This window comes from Psychromicrobium xiongbiense (genome assembly GCF_030271165.1).
GTDB classification, from domain to species: domain Bacteria; phylum Actinomycetota; class Actinomycetes; order Actinomycetales; family Micrococcaceae; genus Renibacterium; species Renibacterium xiongbiense.
In genome coordinates, this window is record NZ_JASSZH010000024.1 from 134,171 (window position 1) to 158,212 (window position 24,042).

Annotated in this window: 22 protein-coding genes; 1 reads left to right on the forward strand and 21 read right to left on the reverse strand. The window is 65.0% G+C overall.

Annotated elements, in window-relative coordinates; translation table 11 throughout:
• Positions 1-11 precede the first annotated feature (11 nt).
• The 21 genes from dhaK to dacB all read right to left on the reverse strand — a co-directional run bounded on the left by dhaK (position 12) and on the right by dacB (position 23,269).
• The gene (gene dhaK, locus QQM37_RS09915; RefSeq protein ID WP_285727044.1) at positions 12-1,022 is read right to left on the reverse strand and encodes a dihydroxyacetone kinase subunit DhaK; all 1,011 of its coding nucleotides are present in this window, start codon (positions 1,020-1,022) and stop codon (positions 12-14) included.
• 156 nt (positions 1,023-1,178) lie between these two features.
• Positions 1,179-1,718: an amino-acid N-acetyltransferase gene (locus tag QQM37_RS09920; protein ID WP_285727046.1), complete on the reverse strand. Its 540-nt coding sequence runs from the start codon at positions 1,716-1,718 to the stop codon at positions 1,179-1,181.
• Positions 1,719-1,796: 78 nt separating this feature from the next.
• The gene (locus tag QQM37_RS09925; protein WP_285727048.1) at positions 1,797-3,161 is read right to left on the reverse strand and encodes an alpha/beta hydrolase; all 1,365 of its coding nucleotides are present in this window, start codon (positions 3,159-3,161) and stop codon (positions 1,797-1,799) included.
• A gap of 124 nt (positions 3,162-3,285) precedes the next feature.
• Positions 3,286-5,778 (reverse strand): ATP-dependent Clp protease ATP-binding subunit, encoded by a 2,493-nt coding sequence (locus QQM37_RS09930; protein WP_285727050.1) that lies wholly within the window; start codon positions 5,776-5,778, stop codon positions 3,286-3,288.
• Between the two features lie 103 nt (positions 5,779-5,881).
• Positions 5,882-6,208: a histone-like nucleoid-structuring protein Lsr2 gene (locus QQM37_RS09935; protein WP_285727051.1), complete on the reverse strand. Its 327-nt coding sequence runs from the start codon at positions 6,206-6,208 to the stop codon at positions 5,882-5,884.
• 336 nt (positions 6,209-6,544) lie between these two features.
• Positions 6,545-8,005 (reverse strand): lysine--tRNA ligase, encoded by a 1,461-nt coding sequence (gene lysS / locus QQM37_RS09940; RefSeq protein WP_285727240.1) that lies wholly within the window; start codon positions 8,003-8,005, stop codon positions 6,545-6,547.
• 56 nt (positions 8,006-8,061) lie between these two features.
• Complete coding sequence (panC, locus tag QQM37_RS09945) at positions 8,062-9,009, reverse strand: pantoate--beta-alanine ligase (RefSeq protein WP_285727053.1); 948 nt, start codon at positions 9,007-9,009, stop codon at positions 8,062-8,064.
• Positions 9,006-9,989: a Rossmann-like and DUF2520 domain-containing protein gene (locus tag QQM37_RS09950; RefSeq protein ID WP_285727055.1), complete on the reverse strand. Its 984-nt coding sequence runs from the start codon at positions 9,987-9,989 to the stop codon at positions 9,006-9,008. The genes panC and QQM37_RS09950 overlap by 4 nt, the downstream gene beginning before the upstream one ends.
• 12 nt (positions 9,990-10,001) lie before the next feature.
• On the reverse strand, positions 10,002-11,465 hold the full coding sequence (locus tag QQM37_RS09955) for a PH domain-containing protein (protein WP_285727057.1): 1,464 nt from the start codon (positions 11,463-11,465) through the stop codon (positions 10,002-10,004).
• Positions 11,466-11,480: 15 nt separating this feature from the next.
• On the reverse strand, positions 11,481-12,035 hold the full coding sequence (locus tag QQM37_RS09960; protein ID WP_285727059.1) for a PH domain-containing protein: 555 nt from the start codon (positions 12,033-12,035) through the stop codon (positions 11,481-11,483).
• On the reverse strand, positions 12,032-12,589 hold the full coding sequence (locus QQM37_RS09965) for a DUF3180 domain-containing protein (RefSeq protein ID WP_285727061.1): 558 nt from the start codon (positions 12,587-12,589) through the stop codon (positions 12,032-12,034). The genes QQM37_RS09960 and QQM37_RS09965 overlap by 4 nt, the downstream gene beginning before the upstream one ends.
• Positions 12,590-12,648: 59 nt before the next feature.
• Entirely contained in the window at positions 12,649-13,203 is a 555-nt protein-coding gene (folK, locus tag QQM37_RS09970; protein ID WP_285727062.1) for a 2-amino-4-hydroxy-6-hydroxymethyldihydropteridine diphosphokinase, read from the reverse strand.
• Positions 13,200-13,595, reverse strand: a complete 396-nt coding sequence (gene folB / locus QQM37_RS09975; RefSeq protein ID WP_285727064.1) for a dihydroneopterin aldolase — start codon at positions 13,593-13,595, stop codon at positions 13,200-13,202. Before folB ends, folK begins: the two co-directional genes overlap by 4 nt.
• Positions 13,596-13,603: 8 nt before the next feature.
• The gene (gene folP, locus QQM37_RS09980) at positions 13,604-14,527 is read right to left on the reverse strand and encodes a dihydropteroate synthase (protein WP_285727066.1); all 924 of its coding nucleotides are present in this window, start codon (positions 14,525-14,527) and stop codon (positions 13,604-13,606) included.
• Between the two features lie 69 nt (positions 14,528-14,596).
• Positions 14,597-15,202 carry a GTP cyclohydrolase I FolE gene (gene folE / locus QQM37_RS09985; protein WP_285727068.1) on the reverse strand — a complete coding sequence of 202 codons (606 nt, stop codon included), beginning with the start codon at positions 15,200-15,202 and terminating at the stop codon, positions 14,597-14,599.
• Positions 15,203-15,294: 92 nt separating this feature from the next.
• Positions 15,295-17,349 carry an ATP-dependent zinc metalloprotease FtsH gene (ftsH, locus tag QQM37_RS09990; protein WP_285727070.1) on the reverse strand — a complete coding sequence of 685 codons (2,055 nt, stop codon included), beginning with the start codon at positions 17,347-17,349 and terminating at the stop codon, positions 15,295-15,297.
• 354 nt (positions 17,350-17,703) lie between these two features.
• Positions 17,704-18,711: a hypothetical protein gene (locus QQM37_RS09995; RefSeq protein ID WP_285727071.1), complete on the reverse strand. Its 1,008-nt coding sequence runs from the start codon at positions 18,709-18,711 to the stop codon at positions 17,704-17,706.
• 176 nt (positions 18,712-18,887) lie between these two features.
• Positions 18,888-19,439, reverse strand: coding sequence for a hypoxanthine phosphoribosyltransferase (hpt, locus tag QQM37_RS10000; protein WP_285727073.1), 552 nt, complete (start codon positions 19,437-19,439; stop codon positions 18,888-18,890).
• Positions 19,440-19,471: 32 nt separating this feature from the next.
• The gene (gene tilS, locus QQM37_RS10005; RefSeq protein WP_285727074.1) at positions 19,472-20,551 is read right to left on the reverse strand and encodes a tRNA lysidine(34) synthetase TilS; all 1,080 of its coding nucleotides are present in this window, start codon (positions 20,549-20,551) and stop codon (positions 19,472-19,474) included.
• A gap of 93 nt (positions 20,552-20,644) precedes the next feature.
• Positions 20,645-21,754: a zinc-dependent metalloprotease gene (locus tag QQM37_RS10010; protein ID WP_285727076.1), complete on the reverse strand. Its 1,110-nt coding sequence runs from the start codon at positions 21,752-21,754 to the stop codon at positions 20,645-20,647.
• A gap of 90 nt (positions 21,755-21,844) precedes the next feature.
• Positions 21,845-23,269: a D-alanyl-D-alanine carboxypeptidase/D-alanyl-D-alanine endopeptidase gene (dacB, locus tag QQM37_RS10015; protein WP_285727078.1), complete on the reverse strand. Its 1,425-nt coding sequence runs from the start codon at positions 23,267-23,269 to the stop codon at positions 21,845-21,847.
• Positions 23,270-23,464: 195 nt separating this feature from the next.
• Between dacB and QQM37_RS10020 the strand changes: the two genes are divergently transcribed.
• The gene (locus QQM37_RS10020) at positions 23,465-23,950 is read left to right on the forward strand and encodes an inorganic diphosphatase (RefSeq protein ID WP_285727080.1); all 486 of its coding nucleotides are present in this window, start codon (positions 23,465-23,467) and stop codon (positions 23,948-23,950) included.
• The last annotated feature ends 92 nt before the right edge of the window (positions 23,951-24,042 follow it).

The following is a 24,042-nucleotide window of genomic DNA, read 5'->3' on the forward strand; positions in this document are numbered from 1 at the left end:
TCAACAAAAACTCAGAGTCCCCAGCGCAGAGCGGGGGTGTTCACCGGCGCATCCCAGAGGGCTGTGGTTTCCTCGTCGAGCCTCAGTATGGAGATGGAGGCACCCTGCATTTCCAGGGCCGTGACGTAGTTGCCCACCAGGGACCGGGCCACGGTCACCCCATGCTCGGCCAGAACCTGCGTGGCGCGTCGGTACACGATGTAAAGCTCGCTGAGTGGCGTGCCGCCCATGCCGTTGACAAAGAGCAGCACCTTCTCCCCGCTGGAGACTCCGAGATCTGCCAGTATCGGATCCAGCAGACGGTCAGTGATCGCATCGGCCGGTTCCAGTGAGATGCGATGGCGGCCGGGCTCGCCATGAATGCCGATGCCGATCTCGATCTCATCCTCGGCAAGGTCGAAGCTGGGCACCCCGGCGTGCGGAACCGTGCACGCCGACAGGGCCACCCCCATGCTCCGGACGTTGTTGTTGACCCGCTGCGCAATCGCCGTCACGGCGTCCAGATCATCGCCACGCTCGGCAGCGGCACCGGCGATCTTCTCCACCAGCACCGTGCCCGCCACTCCGCGCCTGCCCGCGGTGTACAGCGAGTCCTCCACGGCGACGTCGTCGTTGATCAGGACGCTGCGCACCTGGACACCCTCGGCGGCCACCATTTCCGCGGCCGTCTCAAAATTGAGCACATCCCCGGTGTAATTTTTGACGATCTGCAGCACGCCCGCGCCAGAATCGGCGGCCAGCGTGGCCGGAATGATGGCGTCCGGGGTGGGCGAGGTGAACACCGCGCCCGGAACAGCGGCATCGAGCATGCCGTAGCCGACGTACCCGGCATGCAGCGGCTCGTGTCCGGAGCCACCGCCGGAGACCAGCCCCACCTTGGTTTTTCTGGCGCCGTCCGCGGGCACCGCCCGGGTCACGAAGAGCGGGTCAGGGTGCACAGTGACCAGGTCCGCATGGGCCAGACCGAAGCCCTCCACCGACTCTGCCACTACTTGTCTGGGATCATTGATGAGCTTTTTCATGGGTACCTTCGGATCATCCTCACATCGTTGTCAGCGGATATCCACGGACGCCCGGGTGCGGCGTTGCGGTGCTCTCAGCGTAGTTCTGATCCGGGTCGCTGAACAGTGCAGCACCGCCCTGAACCGAACGCAGGACGCACGGTCAGCCCGGCAAGTTCAGAGGCTGCGGATCATCCGGGTGTTGCCCAGCGTATTGGGCTTGACCCGGGCCAGATCCAGGAACTCCGCCACCCCTTCGTCGTGCGAGCGCAGCAGCTCCGAGTAGACATCCGGGCTGACAGCATCCTGAATCGGCATCACTTCAAAACCGTGACGGATGAAGAAGTTCACCTCGAAGGTCAGGCAGAAGACCCGGCTGACCCCCAGGCCGCGAGCCCGCGCCAGCAACTCCTCCACCATGGCATGACCCACACCGTGGCCACGCCAGCGGGCGGCAGCCGCCAGTGTGCGGATCTCGGCGAGGTCCTCCCACATGACATGCAGTGCCCCGCAGCCAATGACTTCGGCCTTCGTGGTGTCCGTGGCCGGGACCTCCGCGACCAGCATCTCCTGGATACCCTCGAAATAGGCCACCGTCTCCTTGGAGACCAGGACGCGCTGCTCAGCGAGGGGAGCCACCAGGCCCTTGATCGCCTGAACATCGCTGGTCCTTGCGGGGCGGAGGATAAAAGGCCGCCCGGAAATCGCTGTAGTCACGGCTTGAGTCTAATCTCCTGGGAGCCGATATATGCACACCTGCGGTTATTCATGCGGACCCAGGTCCCGGCCAGAACATCACAGCACTCCGTACGCGCTCATCAGCCAGTCCATATTGTTGGTCAGTCCCGGCCGCCAGACGTTCCAGCTGTGGCCGCCGGGCAGCACCTTGAGCTGCACCTGAACCCCGGCGTTCTTGAGTGCAGCATAAACTTCCTCACCCTGTGGGCGGTAGGTGGAATCGGTGCCGCCCACCACCACCATGGCCGTGCTCTGCGTGAAGCGCGTGGTCTTGAGGATGGCGAGCGGATCCACCCTGGCGAAGGCTGCGGCATCCCCCCCGAAGTATTTCGCCACCAGCGCGGCATCCCCACCCTGCAGATACGGTCCGCGTTCGCCGGAGATGTCCAGGAATATCGGGAAGGCGTCTGGCGCCGTGACGCCCAGTTGCAGAGCGCAGGTGCCGCCATAGGAGAAGCCTGCGATGGCGAACTGCTTGCTGGAGCCGAGGCCCAGTTTGAAGGTCTGACGGACGTAGTTGGGAACGTCGACCGCCAGGAAGGTCTTGCCCTTACCCAGCGCGGAATCCATGCACAGCGGCCATTGGGCGGCTGAGTTGCCGGAAACATCCGGCATGACGACCAAGGGCGCGATGCCCTGATGCCCTGCGGCATAGGCATCCATCTCCTGGGCGAGCTTCCCACTCTGAATCCAGTCCCCCGCGCTACCGGGGTTGCCGTGGATCAGCACCAGCACCGGGACATTGGCGGGCCTGTCCACCTGGTACGCCGGCGGGATATAGATATAAGAATCCCCGGAGGCCATGCCGGACACCGGACCGGGGATGGACACCTTGACGACTTTTCCTGTCGAGGGCATCCCCGCTGGCGGCTTCCAGTCCTTGAGCGTCACAGTGGGCGTCTGGGCCGTCAGTTGCCCGGCCTGCTCACTGGGGATGACCGGCCGGGTCTCCACGTGCACGCCGTTGTCACCCCACACGCTGCCCAGCGTGGGGTAATAGCCAAAGATCTGGTTGATCTGGCCTGCGAGTGCGGCGACCACCAGAACCAAGGCCAGCGGAACCAGCGCCCTGGACCACCAGCGCTTCGCCGAGAGCAGCCTGGGCACCACCAGCACCAGGGCGGTGGCACCGAGTCCCAGGTAGAGGTAGATGCGCCAGTCCAGCGCGGCGCCCCAGGGGTTGAGCACATCGTCGATCAGGACCTTAAGCCCGATGCCGACCACCGCCCCGACGCCCAGAGCGATCAGTACCGTGCGGAGAAGGTGCTTCCTCGGGAGCCAGAGCAGCCACAGGCCGCCGAACGCACCGAGTGCCGGGAGGAGCAGGGCAAGCCAACCGACGGTCAGCTCAATTCCCGCCATATGCTCTCCCGTTCGGTCGATATTGTCCAGGTGCGCGAAGTGCCCTTGGGGTTGCAGCATCGACGTGCTGCAACCCCAAGGGCACTCTAACGCGCAGCAGCGCTTGGGCCCACTCGCCCGAGGGCCCCACTGCGAGGAACGAACAGAGGGAGGGCGTGGGGACTATCCGGCGATTCTGGCCAACTCAGGCAACCGGTGCGATCTCGGGAACCCGGGGCTTGGCCGTTCCGGCGAAAGTGAACTTCGCGGTATCGCCCTCACCCTCGACGTCCACCACGATGATCTCTCCGGCCTTGATCTCACCGAAGAGGATCTTCTCAGAGAGCTGATCCTCAATCTCGCGCTGGATGGTGCGGCGCAGCGGCCGGGCACCCATTGCGGGATCGTAGCCGCGAGTGGCCAGCAATACCTTGGCAGCGGGCGTGAGCTCGATGCCCATGTCCTTGTCCTTGAGGCGCTCCTCCAGGCGGGCCACAAACAGATCGACGATCTCCACGATCTCCGACTCGGTCAGCTGCGGGAACACCACCACATCGTCGACGCGGTTGAGGAACTCGGGGCGGAAGTGCTGCTTGAGCTCCTCCGTCACACGGGCCCGCATCCGGTCGTACCCGGTCTGGGTGTCCGTTCCGGACTGGAAGCCCGTGGCCACGGAACGCGAGATATCCCGCGTACCCAGGTTGGTGGTCATGATGATCACGGTGTTCTTGAAGTCGACCACGCGACCCTGGGAATCGGTCAGGCGACCGTCTTCCAGAATCTGCAGCAGCGAGTTGAAGAGATCGGCGTGCGCCTTTTCCACCTCATCGAAGAGAACCACGGAGAACGGACGACGCCGGACCTTCTCGGTCAGCTGACCGCCCTCTTCGTAGCCGACGTATCCGGGAGGGGCACCGAACAGTCGCGAGACCGTGTGCTTCTCCGAGTACTCGGACATGTCCAGGGTGATCAGGGCATCCTCGTCGCCGAACAGGAACTCGGCGAGAGCCTTGGCCAGTTCTGTCTTGCCGACGCCGGTCGGGCCGGCAAAGATGAACGAGCCACCGGGGCGCTTGGGGTCCTTCAGACCGGCACGGGTACGACGGATCGCCTGGGACAGCGATTTGATCGCCTCGTTCTGGCCGATGACGCGCTTGTGCAGCTCATCCTCCATGCGCAGCAGACGCCCGGACTCTTCCTCGGTGAGCTTGAACACCGGGATTCCGGTGGAGTTCGCCAGAACCTCCGCAATCAGCTCCTCGTCCACCTCTGAAATGGAATCCAGGCCGCCACTGCGCCAGTCCCGGTCCTTCTCGGCGCGCTCGGAGATCAGCTTCTGCTCGGTATCGCGCAGAGCGGCAGCACCTTCGAAGTCCTGTGCGTCGATCGCAGCTTCCTTCTGGACCTTGACCGCGGCGATTTCCTCATCCATGGCCTTGAGCTCCGGCGGGGCCGTCATCCGACGGATCCGCAGCCGGGCACCGGCCTCATCGATCAGGTCGATCGCCTTGTCCGGCAGGAAGCGGTCCGAGATGTAGCGCTCGGCCAGCGTCGCTGCGGAGGTCAGGGCACCATCCGTGATCGAGACCCGGTGGTGCGCCTCGTAACGGTCACGCAGGCCCTTGAGAATCTCAATGGCCAGGGCCACCGAGGGTTCCTTGACCTGGATCGGCTGGAAGCGCCGCTCCAGGGCGGCATCCTTCTCAATATATTTGCGGTACTCGTCCAGGGTCGTAGCACCGATGGTCTGCAACTCTCCGCGCGCCAGCATGGGCTTGAGGATCGATGCCGCATCAATGGCACCCTCAGCGGCACCGGCACCCACCAGGGTGTGGATCTCATCGATGAACAGAATGATGTCCCCGCGGGTGCGGATCTCTTTGAGCACCTTCTTCAGGCGCTCCTCGAAGTCACCACGGTAGCGCGAACCGGCCACGAGCGATCCGAGGTCCAGGGTGTAGAGCTGCTTGTCCTTGATGGTCTCCGGCACATCACCGCGCACGATGGCCTGTGCGAGGCCTTCGACGACGGCGGTCTTGCCGACGCCGGGCTCACCGATCAGGACGGGGTTGTTCTTGGTCCGCCGGGAGAGGACCTGCATGACACGTTCCATCTCCTGCTCACGCCCGATGACGGGATCAAGCTTGTTTTCCCGTGCGGCCTGTGTGAGATTCCGGCCAAACTGGTCCAGTACGGCGGAGCCCGCAGGGGTACCTTCAGGCTGTCCCTGGCCCACGCCTGCGCCAGCGGGCTCCTTACCCTGGTAACCGGAGAGCAGCTGGATGACCTGCTGGCGGACGCGACTCAGATCCGCGCCCAGCTTGACCAGCACCTGAGCGGCCACGCCTTCACCTTCACGGATCAGGCCCAGCAGAATGTGCTCGGTACCGATGTAGTTGTGACCCAGCTGAAGAGCCTCCCGCAGTGAAAGTTCCAGAACCTTCTTGGCGCGAGGCGTAAAGGGAATGTGGCCATTGGGGGCCTGCTGACCCTGACCAATGATCTCCTGGACTTGTTCCCGCACCGCATCCTGGGAGATGTTCATTGACTCCAGGGCTTTAGCCGCAATGCCTTCACCCTCGTGGATGAGACCCAGCAGCAGGTGCTCGGTACCGATGTAGTTGTGGTTGAGCATGCGGGCCTCTTCCTGGGCCAGCACCACCACTCGACGGGCTCGGTCGGTAAATCTTTCAAACATTGCGCCACACTCCTCACTACTGCGTACTTTGATGCTACGCATAGCCGCCGCAGTGTGGCGCAATGTTCGCCACAGGGAAAACTGCGGCAGGAACCTCGTGGCCTCAGCCGTTGGCTTTGCGGTAGGCCTCAACGATCTCGGCGGGAATGCGTCCACGGTCGCTCACCGAATGGCCGTTGTCCCGGGCCCACTGACGAATCTGAGAAATTTCATTCGGTCGGGTCACCGCTGGGCGACCGGCACGGGCCGAACGCGCCGTGGCACGACGCGCGGCATTCAGATATGGGCGAATAGCATCACGGAGTTCCGCCGCGTGCAGCTTGGAAAGATCGATCTCATAGGTGGCTCCGTCAAGGCCGAAACGCACGGTTTCATCCGCAGTACCACCATCGAGATCGTCAACCAGAATAATTTTTACGCGCTGTGCCACTGTGGTCCCCTCACCAGACGACTCACCTCAGGAGTGTCCCTATGCAGGAATTACTTCGTACGTAAAAAGTATGCACGAAATCGGGGAATGGGTCAAAGAGGCTCACAATAATGAAATATCCACCACTCAGGAAGAAAATTCCTATTATTCTGGCTGGCCCCTGCGGAGCTGCTCGGCATGTTCAGCTTCCGCTGCTGCTAGCGCTTCACGTTCTGAACGGTCCGCACGGAATATGGCGCGCATTGCGAAAAAGAACAGCACACCGACTCCCAGCGAGGGGAGAATGACCGCCAAATAATCCATCGAAATCATCTGCTTTCGTTGTGCTCCAGCGGGTTAGCCCCGTGAAGAATCGGGCTTGAGCAGGGGGAACAGGATGGTTTCCCGAATGCCCGCATTGGTGAAGAGCATGACGAGCCGGTCGATGCCCAGGCCGATCCCGCCCATCGGCGGGGCGCCGTATTCGAGCGCCCGCAGGAAGTCTTCGTCGAGCTGCATCGCCTCAGGATCGCCACCAGCGGCACGCAGAGACTGTTCGGTCAGGCGTTCGCGCTGGATCACCGGGTCGATCAATTCGGAGAATGCCGTACCGCGCTCCATTCCACCGATAATCAAATCCCAGGCCTCGATCAGCCCTGGCTTACTCCGGTGGGGGCGAGCCAGCGGCTGTGCGGACGGCGGGTAGTCATAGACAAAGGTCGGCTGCAGCAATCCCGGCTCGACGATTTCGCTGAAAAGTTCCACCACCAACTTTTCAGCGTCCCAGGCCGGGCTGACCGCGAGGTCGAATTTCGTGGCAATATCGCGCAGCACCTGAACATCGGTTTCGGGAGTGATGTCCTGCCCCACGGCCTCAGAAAGCCCGGGATATACCGCCAACCAGCGCCATTCGGCATCGAGGTCAATAACACCCGCCTCGGTGGTGATCTGCCGGCTTCCTACCGCATCCGCGCAGTCAAGAATGAGTTGCTTCATGCGGTCCGCCATAACGAATTGGTCGCCATAGGCCTCGTAACATTCCAGCATGGTGAATTCGGGGCTGTGAGTTGAATCGACGCCCTCGTTGCGGAAAATGCGACCCATTTCATAGACCTTGTCGATGCCGCCCACCACGGCGCGCTTGAGGTAAAGCTCCAACGCGATGCGCAACGTCATTTTCTGATCAAAGGCATTGACATGCGTTTCAAAGGGCCGGGCAGATGCCCCACCGTGCACCAGTTGCAGCACCGGGCCCTCGACTTCAACATAGCCAAAACCGTGCAGGGTCTCCCGGATGGACCGGGTGATCGCGGCGCGGGTGTGCACCATCTGGCGGGCTTCCTCGCGCACCATCAGATCCACATAACGCTGACGAACGCGATTCTCCTCATTCAGATCCGCATGCAACACCGGAAGCGGACGCAAGGCTTTGGAAACCATCTGCCAGGAATCAGCCAGAACGGAGAGTTCACCCCGCTTGGAGGAAATGACTTCGCCGTGCAGAAATACGTGGTCACCCAGATCGACCAGGGCTTTCCACTCGGCCAGCGATTCGGCACCCACCCGGTCCAGACTCAGCATGCCCTGCAGTCGGGTGCCGTCACCCTCCTGAAGCGTAACGAAGCACAACTTGCCGGTATTGCGGACAAACACCACGCGACCGGCGACGCCGACCTCCTGGCCACTGGCCTGATCAGCCTCCAGGTGCCCCCACTGCTGGCGGATCTCCGCCAGAGTGTGTGTGCGGGGAACACCCACCGGATAGGCTTCCACCCCGCGTTCGAGCAGACTGGCCCGCTTGTCGAGTCGGATCTGCATCTGCTCGGAGATGTCAACGGCTGCGGGGGAATTGTGCTCGGTCACGATAGCCCAGTTTACCGGCACTGCCACACATCTGAGCCATCCGGCAACCCGGGCCCCGCCAGCAGCTCCATATTGTCGATCAGCCGCACCGGGCCGACGCGTGCGGCCACCACGGCGAGCGCCTGGCCGGTGAACGGCGTCTCAGCGCAGTTCTCCGCGCGCGGGCTGAAGGTCTCCGGATCCAGAACCTCCAGATAGTCCAGCTCCACCAGGGGCTCGCTGCGGATCAGCGCCACCGCCGATTCCAGATCGAGAGGCTCGGAGCGCGCAGCGCGCTCGCTCAGCAGACGCAGTGCCCCGGAAAGCACCAGTGCGGCTTCGCGTTCCGCCACGGAGAGGAAGCGGTTGCGGCTGGAGAGCGCCAGCCCGTCCGCATCCCGCACGGTAGGCACCCCGACGATCTCGACGGGAAAATTCAGATCGGCCACCATCCGGCGCACCAGCGCCAGTTGCTGCGCGTCCTTCTGACCGAAATAGGCGCGGTAGCCGCTGTGGATCACCGGCTGGGCGACGTGCAGCAATTTGGCCACCACGGTCAGCGCCCCGTCGAAATGACCGGGTCTGGAGGCCCCTTCCAGCCTCCCCCCCAGGGCGCCGGATGAGAGGCGGATCAACGGATCCCCGGCAGGGTACATTTCCGCCACACTAGGCGCGAACACGAGGGCGACGCCCACCTCCTCGAGCAGGGCGACATCGGCATCCAGAGTCCGGGGGTAGCGTTCCAGGTCTGCCGGATCCCCGAACTGCAGAGGATTGACGAAGATCGAGGCTGCCACCACCTGATTCGCCACCACCGCCGCCCGCGCGAGGCTCGCATGACCCTCGTGCAGGGCACCCATGGTCGGTACCAGGCCGAAGCTGCGCTTCGCTGCGGGCAATACCTCTTCCTCCAGTTCTTCCAGGAGCCGCACCGATGCCTCACGCAGCTCGGCAATGGTGTGAACCACCTGAATGCTCATGAATCCTCTTCTGTCGCTTCTGTTGCTGAATCCATTCCTGAGTTCCCGCCATCGAGCACCCGCTCCAGCGCCCCCCATTGTTCCGGACTCAGCCGCCCCCGCTCAAAGGCGCGGATCGCTGTGGCTCGGGCCATGGCGAGATAGGCCTGCAGGACGTCCTCTGACCCGGCCACCGAGTCCACGGCCTCCTCGACCGCCGCCCGGTGCGCGGCGACCGTCCCGGCATCGCCCCTCACCACGGGCCCGGTCAGCGCGTTTTCCCCGGAGGCCAGCGCATTCTCCAGCGAAGCCCGCAGCAGCGGGCCCAGCAGCCGTTCAGGGCGTTCGATGCCGATGCCGGCCAGCAGCTGAGCAGATTGCGCCACCAGCGTGACCAGGTGGTTGGAACTATGGGCCAGGGCCGCGTGGTAGAGCGGGCGGTCCGCCTCGGCGATCACTACCGGCTCCGCCCCCATCTCCACAACCAGCGCCTGGGCGATCGGCAGCATGGCCGGATCCGCACTGACCCCGAAGCTGCAGTCGCTGATTCTGCTCAGATCCATGCTCAGTCCGGTAAAGGTCATTGCCGGGTGAATCGCCAGCGGGATCGCCCCGACGGCCCGCACGGGTGCCAGAACCCCCACACCGAAGCGCCCGGAGGTGTGCGCCACCAGCTGCCCCGCCTGCCAGGCGCCCAGTGTGGCCAAGCCCTCCACCAACGTGCTCAGGGCGTCATCCGGCACGGCGAGCAGCACCAGTTCCGCCCGCTCCACGACCTCAGGGATCTCCAGAATGGGTACCCCGGGCAGCAGCGACTCGGCCCGCTCCCGTGAATCCTCGGAGACCGCGCTGACGCCGACGACGGCATGGCCGGCCCCGCGCAGAGCCGCACCGAGGACGGCACCGACCTTGCCCGCACCGACCACTCCGACGCCAAGGCGCCCGGGCCTGCGCGCGTTGCCGGATACCGCATGATCAGGGCCAGGCCCGGAGGCGCTCATGAAATCCACCCCTTAATCTTCGCGCATCTCCATCCAGCGTTCCGGACGGGCGATCCGCCGCGCCACAGCAGCGCGTCCGGCCTGCGCGGTAAACAGCTCCCGGGCCACCGCAAGATCGAGATGCGGCACCAGCGGACGGACGGGGCCGGTGGTGGAATGCAGGTGAAAGTCCGCCACCCGCAGCAGACGCTGCACCGGGCCCTGGTTCAGCTGAAGGGACTGGGTGCGCTCATGGGGTACCACCGCCAGCTGGCGGTGCAGCACGCCGTGACGGCACAGCAGCGCGGTCTCCGTGGAGCGGTAGCCATTGCGACGCCAGGCCAGAGGGTTGAGCCAGGCAGCCCGGCGCGGCGAGGTGACAAAGCCCTGCGCTGAGCCGTGGCCTCTCATCCCGGCGAGGAACACCGCCTCGGGGCTGCCTTCAGAGGAAGCGTCGCCTTCGCCGGCAGAAGCCTGGACCCCCGGATCGGGGAGAACCAGAGCCAACACCGCCAGAGCATCCTGCGCCGTTCCCACCGGCAGCAGCATGGACCCGTTCTCCCGACCGTGATGCCCATACCCGGCCACGTTGACCTGCAGGCGATACCAGCCGAACGGCCGCCACAGCAGGTTCTGCTGGACCCTGACCGCCTGGATCCGCCCGGGAGGAATGGTCTGCGCCCGCGTTTCGAGCAGGCCATAGTGAAGCCGGATGCCGTCCGGGGAGATGGCCACCCGGAAGTTGAAATCCTTGACGAAGCGCTGCCAGTAGGTGCTGCCCAGGCCCAGCAGACCGGGCAGCAGCGCCACCACGGCCGGCCACCACCCCTGTGTAAGGCACCACACCAGAAATCCCAGGAAGCCCAGCATGATGACGGTGGGCGCGGACGCGACCGAGGAGGCGATGATGCGCCCCGGAGGGACTCTGAGCACTTCCTGCTCCGGCGCCTCAGGGATCTCGGCATCGTCCCCGGCCTCGAGGCTGACCCCAGCGGCACGGGCCAGAATGGCGGCCCTCAGCCGTTGCGCGTGCCCCAGCGTGAGGAAGGAAAGCCGCATGACCGACTTCCCGCCATCGGCCACCTCGAATTTGAGCTCCGCCAGATTGAAGATCCGCGCCAGCAGCGGTTGCACCAGATCGATCGCCTGAAGCCGGTCGATCCGCGCCTGGCGCTGCTGCCGGATCAGCACGCCCGAGGTGATCCGCACATGGGTCTCGGTGACCTGGTAGCGGGTGAAGATCCAGGAGAGCACAAAGAACACGCCATAGACCACGATGGCGCCACCGAAGGTGGCCAGCGGAACCCAGTCCAGCGAAATCCCGGCCCCACGGCCGGACGCGATGCCACGGATCAGTTCTTCCAGCGAATTACGGCCAAAGATGACCATCACGGCCAGAATCGCGATCCAGCCGCGAATGGCGGGGGAGGCGGGGTGCACGCGGTGCCAGTCTGCCTCGCCATCGGCCGTCACTGTCGGCTCAGAGCCGAATCTCATGTCAGAGGGTTCATGTCACAGCCCGGCCAGCCTGGCTTCACCGAGCGCGGAGAGCTGCTCGCGCAGTCGCGCCGCCTGCTCCACCGGCAACCCCTCCAGATGGGCCCGTGTCCCCGGGGAGGCGGTGTGCAGTTTGAGCGTCGCCACGCCGAACATCCGCTCCAGCGGGCCCACCGAAACATCCACGTATTGCATGCGCCCATAGGGGATCACCACCAGGCGCTGGAAGAACAGGCCTTGCCGGATCAGCAGATCCTCGGCCCGCTCGGCATAGCCCACCGCAGCCACCTGACGCGGCACCAGCAGCAGCCGCCACAGGCGCACGATGACCGCCACACCCACCACCAGCCAGGCCAGCAACGGCGGGATGGCCGCCCAGACGCGGGTCAGGACGAGCACCACCGGAATGCTCAAGACGGCCAGCATCAGGAGGGAGGTCAAACCTTCGCGCAGCAGCCGCACCGTGACGAAGGCTGGCGCAATGCGGGACCAGACGACATCGTCGGGGTCGATCGGCTGCGCTGCCGGACGACTCGGGCCAGCGTGGCTGCGGCTCAGGCTCGGGTTCATCGGGCGTATTCGCCGCCATCGTCCTGCACGGGCCGGGCGCCGGCCTTGTCCGGGTCTTCCGGCGTGTCCGGAGGAATCCGGCAGAACCGCTCCACCAGCAGGCCCACGGCCACCACCACGGCAGCACCACCCAACAGCACGGCTGGCTGAATCACCAGGGTCAGCGGGGCACCGTATCCGACGACGGCGCTCAGCGCGTCCACCACGACGCCCAGGTGCCAGCCCATCAACAGGGCGCCGGCGTAGCAGCTCGCCTGCGCCAGGATCAGCGTGCGGGCGGCCAGAATCGGGTCAAGCGGCCGCGCTTTCGCGGGAGCCCTGCTCCCCTCCTGCCGCGCCCTGCTGCGGTTCTCCCGCCAGGAGCGCACCCGCCAGCCCAGCAGGAAGACCCCCACCGAGACAATGCCCAGGGTGATCAGTGCGCTGTAGGGCAACGATGGCGCAGGCCAGCCGACGCGCCCGGCCCAGGTGGCGGCCAGCCAGCCCAGGACCGTAGTGACGAACACTATGGAGCCCAGCCGCCACGGGCTGATAGTGCGCATCTGCCGTGCCATGGATTCCTCTGCTGTCGGTTGGTGCTGTTCGTTCTCGTCTGCCGGGCGGTGGTGAAACGCTACGCGAGCGTCTCGGTGTCCTTCCACGGTACCCGTGCCGCGGCGGGATGCACACGCTCCAGCGGAAAGCCATCAAAGTCCTGCACACCGGCCAGATCGGGAGCCTCCCGGACCAGATCCCGCACCGGGATCCCGGACAGGGCTGCCTGCGGGTTCATCAGCAACCACGGCACCAGGACGAAGGCACGTTCCGCTGCGCGGGGATGCGGCAGGGTGAGCACCGGGTCGTCGCTGATCATCCCGGCATAGTCGATCACGTCGACGTCGAGCGTCCGGGGGCCGAACCGCACCAGCCGCACCCGGTGGTGCTTGGCCTCCACGGCGTGACAGAGCTCCAGCAGTTCATAGGGACCCAGCTCGGTCTCGATTTCGAGGACCATATTGAGGTAAGGAGGTTGCCCTTCCGGGCCGCCCACAGCCTCGGTCTGAACCACCGGCGAGACATTGATCATCCGCACTTCCGGGGATTCGACCAGGTCCTGAACCGCCTCGGCCAGCGTCTCCGCCCGCTCGCCCAGATTGGAGCCCAGCGCAAGGATGGCCCGTGCGCTCATGGCTGACCCTCCGGCTGCGCGCTCCGCGTGATCGAGACCGTCACATCACCGAAAGGCACCTCGATGGGCGCCTGCGGCTTATGCACGGTGACCTCCACCTTGGCCAGCGGGAATCCCGCCAGCAGTCCGGCAGCGATCCGTTCGGCCAGCGTCTCGATCAGCTTGAACGGCTCACCGACAATGAACCCGTGCACCAGATTCGCCGCCAGGCCGTAGTGGACGGTTTTCTCCAGGTCATCCGTGGCTGCGGCGGCACGAAAATCGGTGTACAGGACGACGTCCACGATGAACACCTGCCCCTCGCGGCGCTCGTGGTCGAACACCCCGTGGTACCCGGTGCCGCCGATGCCGTTCAGGGAGATCCGGTCCAGCGGATCAGTGTGCTGCGTCATCGCGAGCCTCAGCGTGCCGCACGCGCGGCAGCAGCCACGCGCCCGGCGACCTTGGCGGCATCGAGGTTGCCGGGGACGTCATGGACCCGTACGCCCCAGGCACCCTTTGCAGCGGCCAGGGCCGTCGTCGCGACGGTGGCATCATCGCGCTCCAATGGCGCGGCCGCCTTGCCCGCCGTGGTGAGCAGGGTACCGAGGAAGCGCTTGCGGGAGGTGCCGACGAGCACGCGGTTGCCCAGTTCGGCAAAGCGCTCCAGCGCCGCCAGCAACACCCAGTTCTGCTCACTGGTCTTGGAGAAGCCCAGGCCGGGATCCACGATCAGCTGCTCCGGAGTGACCCCGGCCGCGTAGAAGCGTTCCTGGGCTGTGCGCAGCTCCGCCAGGACCTCTGCCACAACGTCCTGGTAGCGGGCCAGGGAATCCATGGTTTTGGCGGTGCCGCGACGGTGCATGAGCACGTAGGGGACCTGACGCTCGGCAATGAGCTCCACCATTTCTGGTGAGGCGTCCACGGCGGAGATGTCATTGATGATGGCGGCGCCGGCGTCCAGGGCTGCGCGAGCCGTTTCTGCGTGGCGGGTGTCCACGCTGACCAGCGCACCGGCCTTCACCATGGCCTCCACGACGGGCATGATGCGCCCCTGCTCGGTCTGAGAGTCGACTTCTTCCGCGCCGGGGCGGGTGGATTCACCGCCGATGTCGATCACATCGGCACCGGCGTAGAGCATCCGCAGACCGTGACCGATCGCCGTGTCCAGCGAGTTGTACGCCCCACCGTCGCTGAAGGAATCCGGGGTGACGTTGAGGATGCCGAAGACGACGGCGCGGTCCTGCGGCAACTTGGCGAACTCGGCGCGGGGGCGGGGCGGTCGCAGGGTCGGCAAAGGGGAGGTAGCGGGCCCGGTTCCGGGGGCTGCGGCGAGGGAGTCCATGGGTGTGTTCCGTTCCGTACGCTATCGGGAAGTATCAGAGGTGCTGGGATTCCGTCAGGTTCCCAGACGTCATTTCCCCAGAATGAGGCTCATCGCCTCGGCCCGGGTCGCTGGTTCATGCAGGATGCCGCGAACCGCCGAGGTGACGGTCTTGGCGCCAGGTTTGCGTACACCCCGCATGGACATGCACAGGTGCTCACATTCCACCACAACAATGGCACCCCGCGGGCTTAATTGTTCCACCAGGGCATCCACAATCTGCGTGGTGAGCCGTTCCTGAACCTGAGGCCTGCGAGCAAAGACCTCCACCAGCCGGGCCAGTTTACTCAGGCCGGTGACCTTGCCGTCCAGCGAGGGGATGTAGCCGACGTGCGCCACCCCGTGGAAGGGCACCAGGTGATGCTCGCAGGTCGAGTAGAAGGGAATGTCCTTGACCAGCACCAATTCCTGATGCGAGATGTCAAAGGTCCGCGAGAGCACCTCGGCCGGGTTCTGCGTCAGGCCGGAGAAGATCTCCGCATAGGCCCGGGCTACCCGCTCAGGGGTTTCAGCCAGGCCGGAGCGGTCCGGATCTTCGCCGATCGCCAGCAGGATTTCCCGCACCGCGGCGGCGATCCGTGGCTGATCCACGGAACTCCCGGCCGGGATGCTTCCTTCATCATCAATCTCGCACATAGGCCAGGCCCTTTCTCGGGTCATCCATCAGACACTGCCCGATGAGTCACTTTACGCGTTGGCACACGGCCAGATCACTGAAAGGTGATGGGTCACTGACCTTGCGGCGGGGTGTGGTGCCCAGGAGCCTGCGGCGCCGTCCCGTTGGAGGGATTTCCCCGCAGAGGAATCCCCTGTGCCGGGAATCCCTGCGTCTGACTCGCCTGCGCCTGACTGGCCTGGGCCAGGGCGTCTGCGTGCTCACGCCGTGAAGTGACCGGCGGAATGTCGGAGACCGGACGGTTCCCGGCGGACAGCCAGACCTCGCGCAGATCGCGCTTACGCAGATCGTGGAAGATCTGCTCCACTTCCTGCTGGTTCAGGGTTTCCCGCTCCAGCAGTTCCAGGGCCAATCGGTCCAGTACATCGCGGTTTTCGGTGAGTGCAGCGTACGCCTCGTTGTGCGCCTGCTCGATGAGCCGTCGCACCTCCTCGTCGACCAGCGCGGCGACCTCTTCGGAGAACTCGCGGCCGTTGCCGGCATCGCGCCCCATAAAAGGCTCTCCGCCGACGGAGCCGAGTTTCACGGCGCCGATGCGCTCGCTCATGCCGTACTCCATGACCATCTTCCGGGCGATGCCGGTGGCCTTCTCAATGTCATTCGAGGCACCGGTGGAGGGGTCGTGGAAGACGATCTCCTCCGCCACCCGGCCACCCATCGCGTAGGACATCTGGTCCAGCAGCTCGTTGCGGGTCACCGAGTACTTATCGTCCTCGGGGACCACCATGGTGTAGCCCAGAGCGCGCCCGCGCGGCAGGATGGTGATCTTGGTGACCGGGGCGGAATAGCGCAGCGCGGCTGCCACCAGGGCGTGGCCACCCTCGTGGTACGCGGTGATCTTCCGCTCGCGTTCCTTCATGACCCGGGTGCGCTTCTGCGGACCGGCCATCACACGGTCGATGGCCTCGTCCAGCGCGCGGTCATCGATCAGCTGAGCGTTGGAGCGGGCGGTCAGCAGCGCAGCCTCGTTGAGCACATTGGCCAGATCGGCACCGGTGTACCCGGGGGTCTTCTTCGCCACGGCGTTCAGGTCAACGCCCGGCGCCAACGGCTTGCCCTTGGCATGGACCTGAAGAATCTGCTCGCGGCCGATCTTGTCCGGCGCCTCCACCGGGATCTGCCGGTCGAAACGACCCGGGCGCAGCAGAGCAGGGTCCAGAACGTCGGGCCGGTTGGTGGCCGCGATCAGAATGACATTGGTCTTGGCATCGAAGCCGTCCATCTCCACCAGAAGCTGGTTGAGGGTCTGCTCACGCTCGTCGTTGCCGCCGCCGATGCCGGCACCACGGTGACGACCGACTGCATCGATCTCGTCCACGAAGATGATGGCCGGCGAGTTTGCCTTGGCCTGTTCGAAGAGATCGCGAACGCGGCTGGCACCCACGCCGACGAACATCTCCACGAAGTCAGAGCCGGAAATCGAATAGAACGGTACGCCCGCCTCGCCCGCAACGGCCCGGGCCAGCAGTGTCTTACCGGTTCCGGGAGGACCGTAGAGCAGGACGCCCTTGGGAATCTTGGCTCCGACCGCCTGGAATTTAGCCGGTTCCTGCAGGAACTCCTTGATCTCGTGGAGTTCCTCCACAGCCTCGTCGGCACCGGCGACATCGGCAAAGGTCACCTGCGGCATGTCCTTGGAGATCAGCTTCGCCCGGGACTTACCGAACTGCATGACCTTGGAGCCGCCACCCTGCATCCGGGAGATCAGGAACCAGAAGATCAACGCCACGATGATGAAGGGGATCATCAGCTGGAGGAAGCCAGTGAAGAAATTGCTCTGGATGGGCTGATCGTCGACCTTGGGCACCTTGGCGTCATTGAGCGCCTTGATGACATCCGGGAAGCGCTCCTGGAGGACATTGAAGTAGATGGTTTTGCCCAGGTTCTGATTGTCCTTGGTGAAGTTATCCTTCAGGGTCAGATCAACGCGACCCTCCTGGGAAACCTTGGCCGAGGCCACTTTGTCCCCCGAGATCAAACTCATGCCATCGGAGGTATCGACGCGGGCAGTCCCACCCATATTGAGCAGGGAGAATCCCACTCCGCCGATCACCAGCACCAGGATGATCCAGACCAGCGGACCCTTAAAGATCTTTTTGATGTCCATACAACTCGGAGCTCCCGCCCCGTCCTTCCTCCCGCGCACCTGCGGCGCAGGTGCCCATTCAGGGCCAACGCCCGGCCTAGATACTCTATCGAGCTTTTGGCCAGTGGCTGTTACTACCCGCACCATTCACGCATGGGGCCGCGGCGAAGTTCCCGCGCAGCGGGTGATGTTTGCCCACAGCGGAATCGCTGGTGGTGGTGCTGCTTCGGGTGGCTACGCGCCGTCTTGCGCTGCCGCCCGGTGTTTTGCCCTGCCGCCCGGTGTTTTGCCCTGCCGCCCGGTGTTTCGCCCTGCCGCCCGGTGTTTTGCGAACGTTAACGGAAAGAGCACCCGCTATTGCGGGTGCTCTTTCCGTTAACGTTCGCGATTTCCGATTCCCTGGGTGCCGGGCGAGTGCCGTTTGTTGCGGGGCACCCCTGCCCTCGTCAGGATTCCTGCCAGGTGAGCCGGGCGTCTGAGATCGGACCAGGTCCAGCGGACGACCTTCAGGCCCAACGCACGCAGCGCATCTTCACGCCGTTTTTCCGCAAACACCCGTTCCTGCGGTGTCAGCGGCGACCAGTCCTGCCGGTAGTACTTCTCCTTGCCGTCGAATTCGCCCACAATGCCCGCGTCACGCCAATGGAAATCAGCTCTGGCATCAGTACCATCGTCCAGAACAAACACGCTTTGAAGTTCCGGTATCTGAAACCCCAGCAGGTGCATCTGGGCCCGGCTCAGGGATTCCCCCGCCGATTCCGAGAGCCCGGAACCAAGACGCGCGACCGCCATCGCACGCTGTTCGCCTGCCCGGGAGAGCAGGCCCTGGCTGGCGACGGCCAACTCTTCCGGCGAGCAGGGCGGCCCCCAGGGCTTCCTCGCGTTCCAGGAACCGTCCGGATTCGGCCGTGACGACCGGAACGCGGCATCGACGATGGCGAGGGACCAGGGAAAGCTGAGTCGTGAGGCCAGCTCGAGAACGGTGCGGGATTTACTCGTCACCAACAAGCCACCCACCGCAACCACCTCCTCAACGGCACGGTCCAGGCCGCGCACCCGGCGAATATCGCCGCGCGACCTACCCCGGCTGGTGTCGGAGGTTAGCACAGTGGGCTTCGACGGACAGCTTGCCAGCGGCAAACCCCACAACAAAGCTGCGGATTCTCTAGCAAAGACCGGGGCGGCCGTGCTGCTGAGCGCCCACGAACAGGCTCGCATACCGTGTCTCTGGCGCTCATCGAGCGTGTCCCACTCCGCGACGCGCATATAGGAACCATGACGTACCCGATGAAGTTCCCCTCTCCGCTCGCGATCCACCAGGACGCGTGGGTCCAGGCCGAGCTCGCGCATGGTGCGGGTCAGAATAAGGCTGCTGGTTTCCATGCCATGACGCTACGAACCCGAGGAGCCGACCGCCAGCGGAATTGAGGTATTCATGACCTTATGTGGATAACTTTCCGATATTGGATGCAGGACGCACGGTTTCGCGAACGAAAACGGGAAAAGCACCCGTAATCGCGGGTGCTTTTCCCGTTTTCGTTCGCGAAACTGCCGGAAGCTTATTCGTAGACGTGCGGCGCCAGGGTTCCGACGAAATCGAGGTTGCGGTACTTCTCCGCAAAATCCAGGCCGTAGCCCACCACGAATTCATTGGGGATGTCGTACCCGACGTACCGGACATCGATCTCCACCTTGGCGGCCTCCGGCTTCCGCAGCAGCGTGCAGATCTCCACCGAGGCCGGCCCACGGGACATCAGATTGGCCCGCAGCCAGGAGAGCGTGAGCCCGGAGTCGATGATGTCCTCCACAATGAGCACATGCTTGCCCATCAGGTCCGTCTCCAGATCCTTCAGAATCCGCACCACACCGGAGGATTGTGTGCCGGAGCCGTAAGAGGACACCGCCATCCAGTCCATGGTGACGTGGCTGTGCAGCGCGCGGGCCAGATCCGCCATCACCATGACGGCACCCTTGAGAACACCCACAAGCAGCACCTCGCGGTCCGCGTAATCGGCGTCGATCTGGGCGGCGAGCTCAACGATCCGCCCCTGAATTTGTTCCTTGGTGTAGAGAACGTGCTTAAGGTCGGCTTCGACGTCGTGGGAATCCACCCGTTGCTCCTGACTGCGCCACTTCTGGTGGGCTAGCGGTGTCGTTTCAGGACTAGTTTTCCATAGTTTTGACCCGCTGACCGCGAGATCCGGTACGCAGAGACTCCGCCCTCCAACTGAATCGGTCCGGCGGAGCCGCGGCGCTGCAGCAGCGATTCGGCAGCCAGGAGCCTTTCGTAACTGGGCTGGGCACCCCCCAGACGCACGACGCCGATCGCCAACACTCGCTGCCTCAGTGCGGCAGGGAGCCGGTTCAGGGCTGCCTCCGGAAGCAGCAACTGCCCGGGATGCTGACTCGGGTCCGCCGGAACTTCTGGAAACTCCACCATCGCTTCAAATTTCGCGGCAGCCAGCTCATCAAGATACTCGGCGTCCTGAGCCAGAATCGCCGCACTGCGGGCCAGCGAGGGCGCCACCCCAGGCCCCAATTGACGTTCGAGCACCGGTAACACCAGATTCCTGGCCCGGGACCGGGCAAAACGTGCATCACGATTACTCGGATCATGCCAGGGTTCGAGCCCTTCCCCCCGGCACAGCTCCTCCGTCCCGGCCCGCCGGAGCGTCAGAAAAGGCCGCAGGAGTTCCACACCGGCAGCCTCAACAGCATCCCCGGCAGCGGGCTCCCGCAATAGCCGCCGCGCGGGCATCCCGGCCAGAGACCGGGTCCCGGAGCCCCGCGCCAGGCCCAGGAGCACCTGCTCCGCCTGGTCATCGAGAGTATGCCCGAGCAGCACCGCCCGTGCTCCGGATTCCCGCGCAGCAGCCGCAAAGGCCGCGTACCGGGCCTGCCGCGCCGCCGCTTCCGGGCCGCCGTCGTCCGCCACCTGGACCGTGCGCACCAGCACGGGATCCAGGCCCAGACCCGTCAGGACGTGCGCGGTGTGGGCAGCCACCTCGGCACTGCCCTCCTGCAGGCCGTGATCCACCACCACAGCACCCACCCGGACGATTCCGCGATGGCCATTGCCGCGATGGCCGAAGAATGCCGTCACAGCGGCGAGTGCCAGAGAATCGGGCCCACCGCTGCAGGCGACCAGGATCAGATCCTGGTGATTCAGGGGCGGTTCAAGCCCATCCAGGGCCTTGCGGACCAGTTGTCTCGCCTGCCCCATCCGCGGTTTCAGCCGAGGCCTGGGCCCGTCCGAGGCCAGGGAGCCCGGGCCGGAACCCGGCAAGCCAGAGCCCACCAAACCAGAGCCCACGGCTCAGAAACCCATGCGGGCGGTCCACAGCGCCGGCGCGTGGATCTCTTCCTCGGTGGGCAGATTACTGGCGCGCAGCCATACGGCGTTGAACCCGTCCATGCCGACCTCATCCACCACGGCACGGACAAACCGGGCACCATCGGTGTACTGGCGCATTTTGGCGTCCAGACCCAGCAACTTGCGCATGAACTTCTCCAGCGGGCTGCGGTCCTTGCCCCGGGCGTTGAAACGCTGCCGGATGGTGCGCACGGTGGGCACGATCGAGGAATCCACCGCATCCATCACCACGTTCGCGTGACCCTCGAGCAGACTCATGACGGCGGTCAGCCGGGACAGCGAGGCTTTCTCCTCCGGTGCCTCGAACAGGTCGATCAGCCCGGAGCCACCATTCGATGCCGCACCTGGACCCTCGGCGGTCAGCCCGCGCACCGCAGCACCCAGCCGCTCGCCCAGGGTGTCCATATTGCCCAGCAGGAGTCCGCCGAGTTGGTCGATTTCCGCCAGAAGATACTCCCGGAGCCAGGGGGCTGCGGCAAACTGCACCCGGTGCGTCTGTTCGTGCAGGCAGACCCAGAGACGGAAATCCTCCGGATCCACCGAAAGTTCCTGTTCCACGGTGAGGATGTTGGGAGCCACCAGCAGCAGCCTTCCAGCACCCGGAATGCCCGCCGAGCCAGCGCCCGGGCCAAGTGGGGCAAAGGGATCGTACTGGCCCAGCACCTTGGACGACAGGAATGCCAGCACCCCGCCGAGCTGAGCACCGGTCAGCGTTCCACTGACCTTCCGGGAAGCTGTGGAGAGCTGATTCTGCTCGCGGGCCTTCTCCTCCACCCGGGCCAGTGTGGAGCCGAGCATCACGGCAAAACCCTGAGTGTTCGCCTTCGCCCAGCCGGCCCGGTCCACAATCAGCACCTGAGAATCGCGCAGATCGGCGGCTGCCTGCAAGCCCGTGATCTGGTGGACATGAGGCACCGCGCGGTCCGCCATCTCGCGGAGGCTGGTCACCGCATGGCGGATCTGCTCGGGGCGCATCTGCGGGCCCGCAGGGGCCAATCGGGCGGCCGTCGTCGCCGCAAGGTCCCATTTCACCAGGCTCTGCTGTCCACTCACTCCCCCATCACATCACACTGATCAGACGGTGAGGCGGCTGCTCGCTACCAGCGCAACGAGGATCAGCCCAACGAGTCAGCAGCCAGCGCCTCAGCGACAGCCGCACGCGGCCAGCACGGTCGCGGCCTTATCGAGCACCGGCTGGGCGGTTTTAGCCCCGGCCGTGATGTCATTGGCCACCAGTGAGAAGACCAGCAGTCTGCCGTCGGCATCAACCACGGTCCCGGACAGCGCAGAGACGGTGTTGAGCGTGCCCGTCTTGGCCCGCACCAGCCCCGCCGCGGCACCCGTGCTGGGCCCGTCATAGCGGGTTTCCAGAGTGCCGTTCAGTCCCGCGATCGGCAGACCCGCCACAGCAAACCGGAGCCTGGGGTCCGATCCCTGGGCCAGCTGCCGCAGCAATGCCGCCAGCTGCGCCGGGCTCACCCGGTCTCCACCGGAGAGCCCGCTGTTGTCCGTGATGACCAGCCCCGCAGAAGGGACGCCCAAGGAGGTGGCGGTGGTCATCGTGAGCTTGGTGGCGGCGTCAAAGCTGCCCGGTTGCCCCGAGGCCATCGCGGCCATCCGGGCCAGAACCTCGGCCACATAATTATCGGAGTTGGTCAGCATATAACCGACCTGCTCAGCAACGGTCGCCGAATCCACGGAGGCCAGCACGGTTCCGCCAGCCGGGGCGCTGGAGCCGGAACTGCCGGAACCAACCCGAGCGACGGCGCCATCGACCGTCACGCCCTGAGCCTTCAGCGCCTGGGCAAAGACCTGCGCTGCGGTGAGGGCGGCATCCTGTGGGCGGCCCAGTCCACTCCCCGGAACAGCCAGTGCGCTGTGCAGGGCGAGTGGGTAGATCGGCGCGATTTCCCCTGCGTCAATATCGCCCTGTTCCCAGGCGGAACTCAGCGTGGGCCCGCTGAACAACGAGTCGTCGAGCAGCAGTCTGACCGATTTTTTGGGGTTCTTGGCCAGCTCCGCCGCGGTCTGCTGGGCCAGGGTGGCCAGCCCGGCCCGGCCGTCGATGGCGGACGGATCGGAGGCCTGCTCGCCCAGCAGGGCGTCGCCCCCGGCCACCAGGGTCAGCGTCGAGCCGTCAGCGGAGCGCTTGACAAAGGTGCTGAACCGGGACTGGGGGTCCATCGTGCTGAGCACCGCCGCCGCGGTGAAGAGTTTCAGATTGGATCCCGGGATGATCGCCGTGCTGGCCTGCCGGTCAAAGAGCACGGTGCCGGTCGCGGCATCCAGAACCTGCCCGGAGTAGCTGCCACCGGAGACGCTGAGAATGGGGGTCAACGCTGCGCTCAGCGCCGAGGTTGCTGGCAGCGGAGCTTGCGTGCCGGTCTGTCCGAGCAGGGACACGCCTGCCAGTGTCGGGGGGAGCTTCTGCGCCGCGGGAAGATTCGCGGTTGCCGGGGCCGGTGGGGGCACCAGCGCCGGGACCATCCGGACGCCGAAGGGAACTACCAGCGCTGCGACGGTGACGCTGAGCAACCCGACCTGGAGGAGGCGGGTCGATCTGCGCATAGGAGTACTCCGTTAAAAGTCATGGGGCGGGTGAGTGGCGATGCCGATATTTCGGGACAAATGTGGGGCACCACGGCGGACGCCTATATCCTCAATAGTAATCGGAGCGCGTGCTCCGAAAGAATCGCTGTGCCCGCACTGCGGCCCCTGTCTGGCAGCCGTCCGGGCAGTCACGGGCCAACTGAAGGAGTAACCATGAAGCACGATGTGACGATCGAAATCCCGCGCGGCTCGCGGGTCAAGTACGAGGTGGATCACGAGACCGGACGCGTCCGCCTGGACCGGGTGCTCTTCACCTCCATGCAGTACCCCACGCACTACGGCTTCTTCGACAACACCCTCGGCGAGGACGGCGATCCGCTGGACGCGCTGGTGTTCTACCCGGATGTTGACCTGTTCCCCGGCATCGTCATGGAGGCCCGCCCGATCGCCATCTTCAACATGGAAGACGAGTCCGGTGGAGACGCCAAGCTGGTGTGCGTCCCGGCGGACAAGCGCTTTGACCACCTGCAGGAAGCCTCAGATCTGGACGAGTGGCTGGTGAAGGAGATCGAGCACTTCTTCACCACCTATAAAGACCTGGAGCCGGGCAAGTGGGTCAAGCCGGCCGGCTGGGCAGACCGTGCGGCCGCCGAGGCAGAGTTGCAGGCCTCGATCGAACGGTTCGGCGCCGGGCACTGACGCCCAGTTGAACTCCCGCGAGTGGTGAGATGATGCCCCTAAACCGACGGTTTAGGGGCATCATCTCACCACTCGCGCGGGTTAAAGGCGGG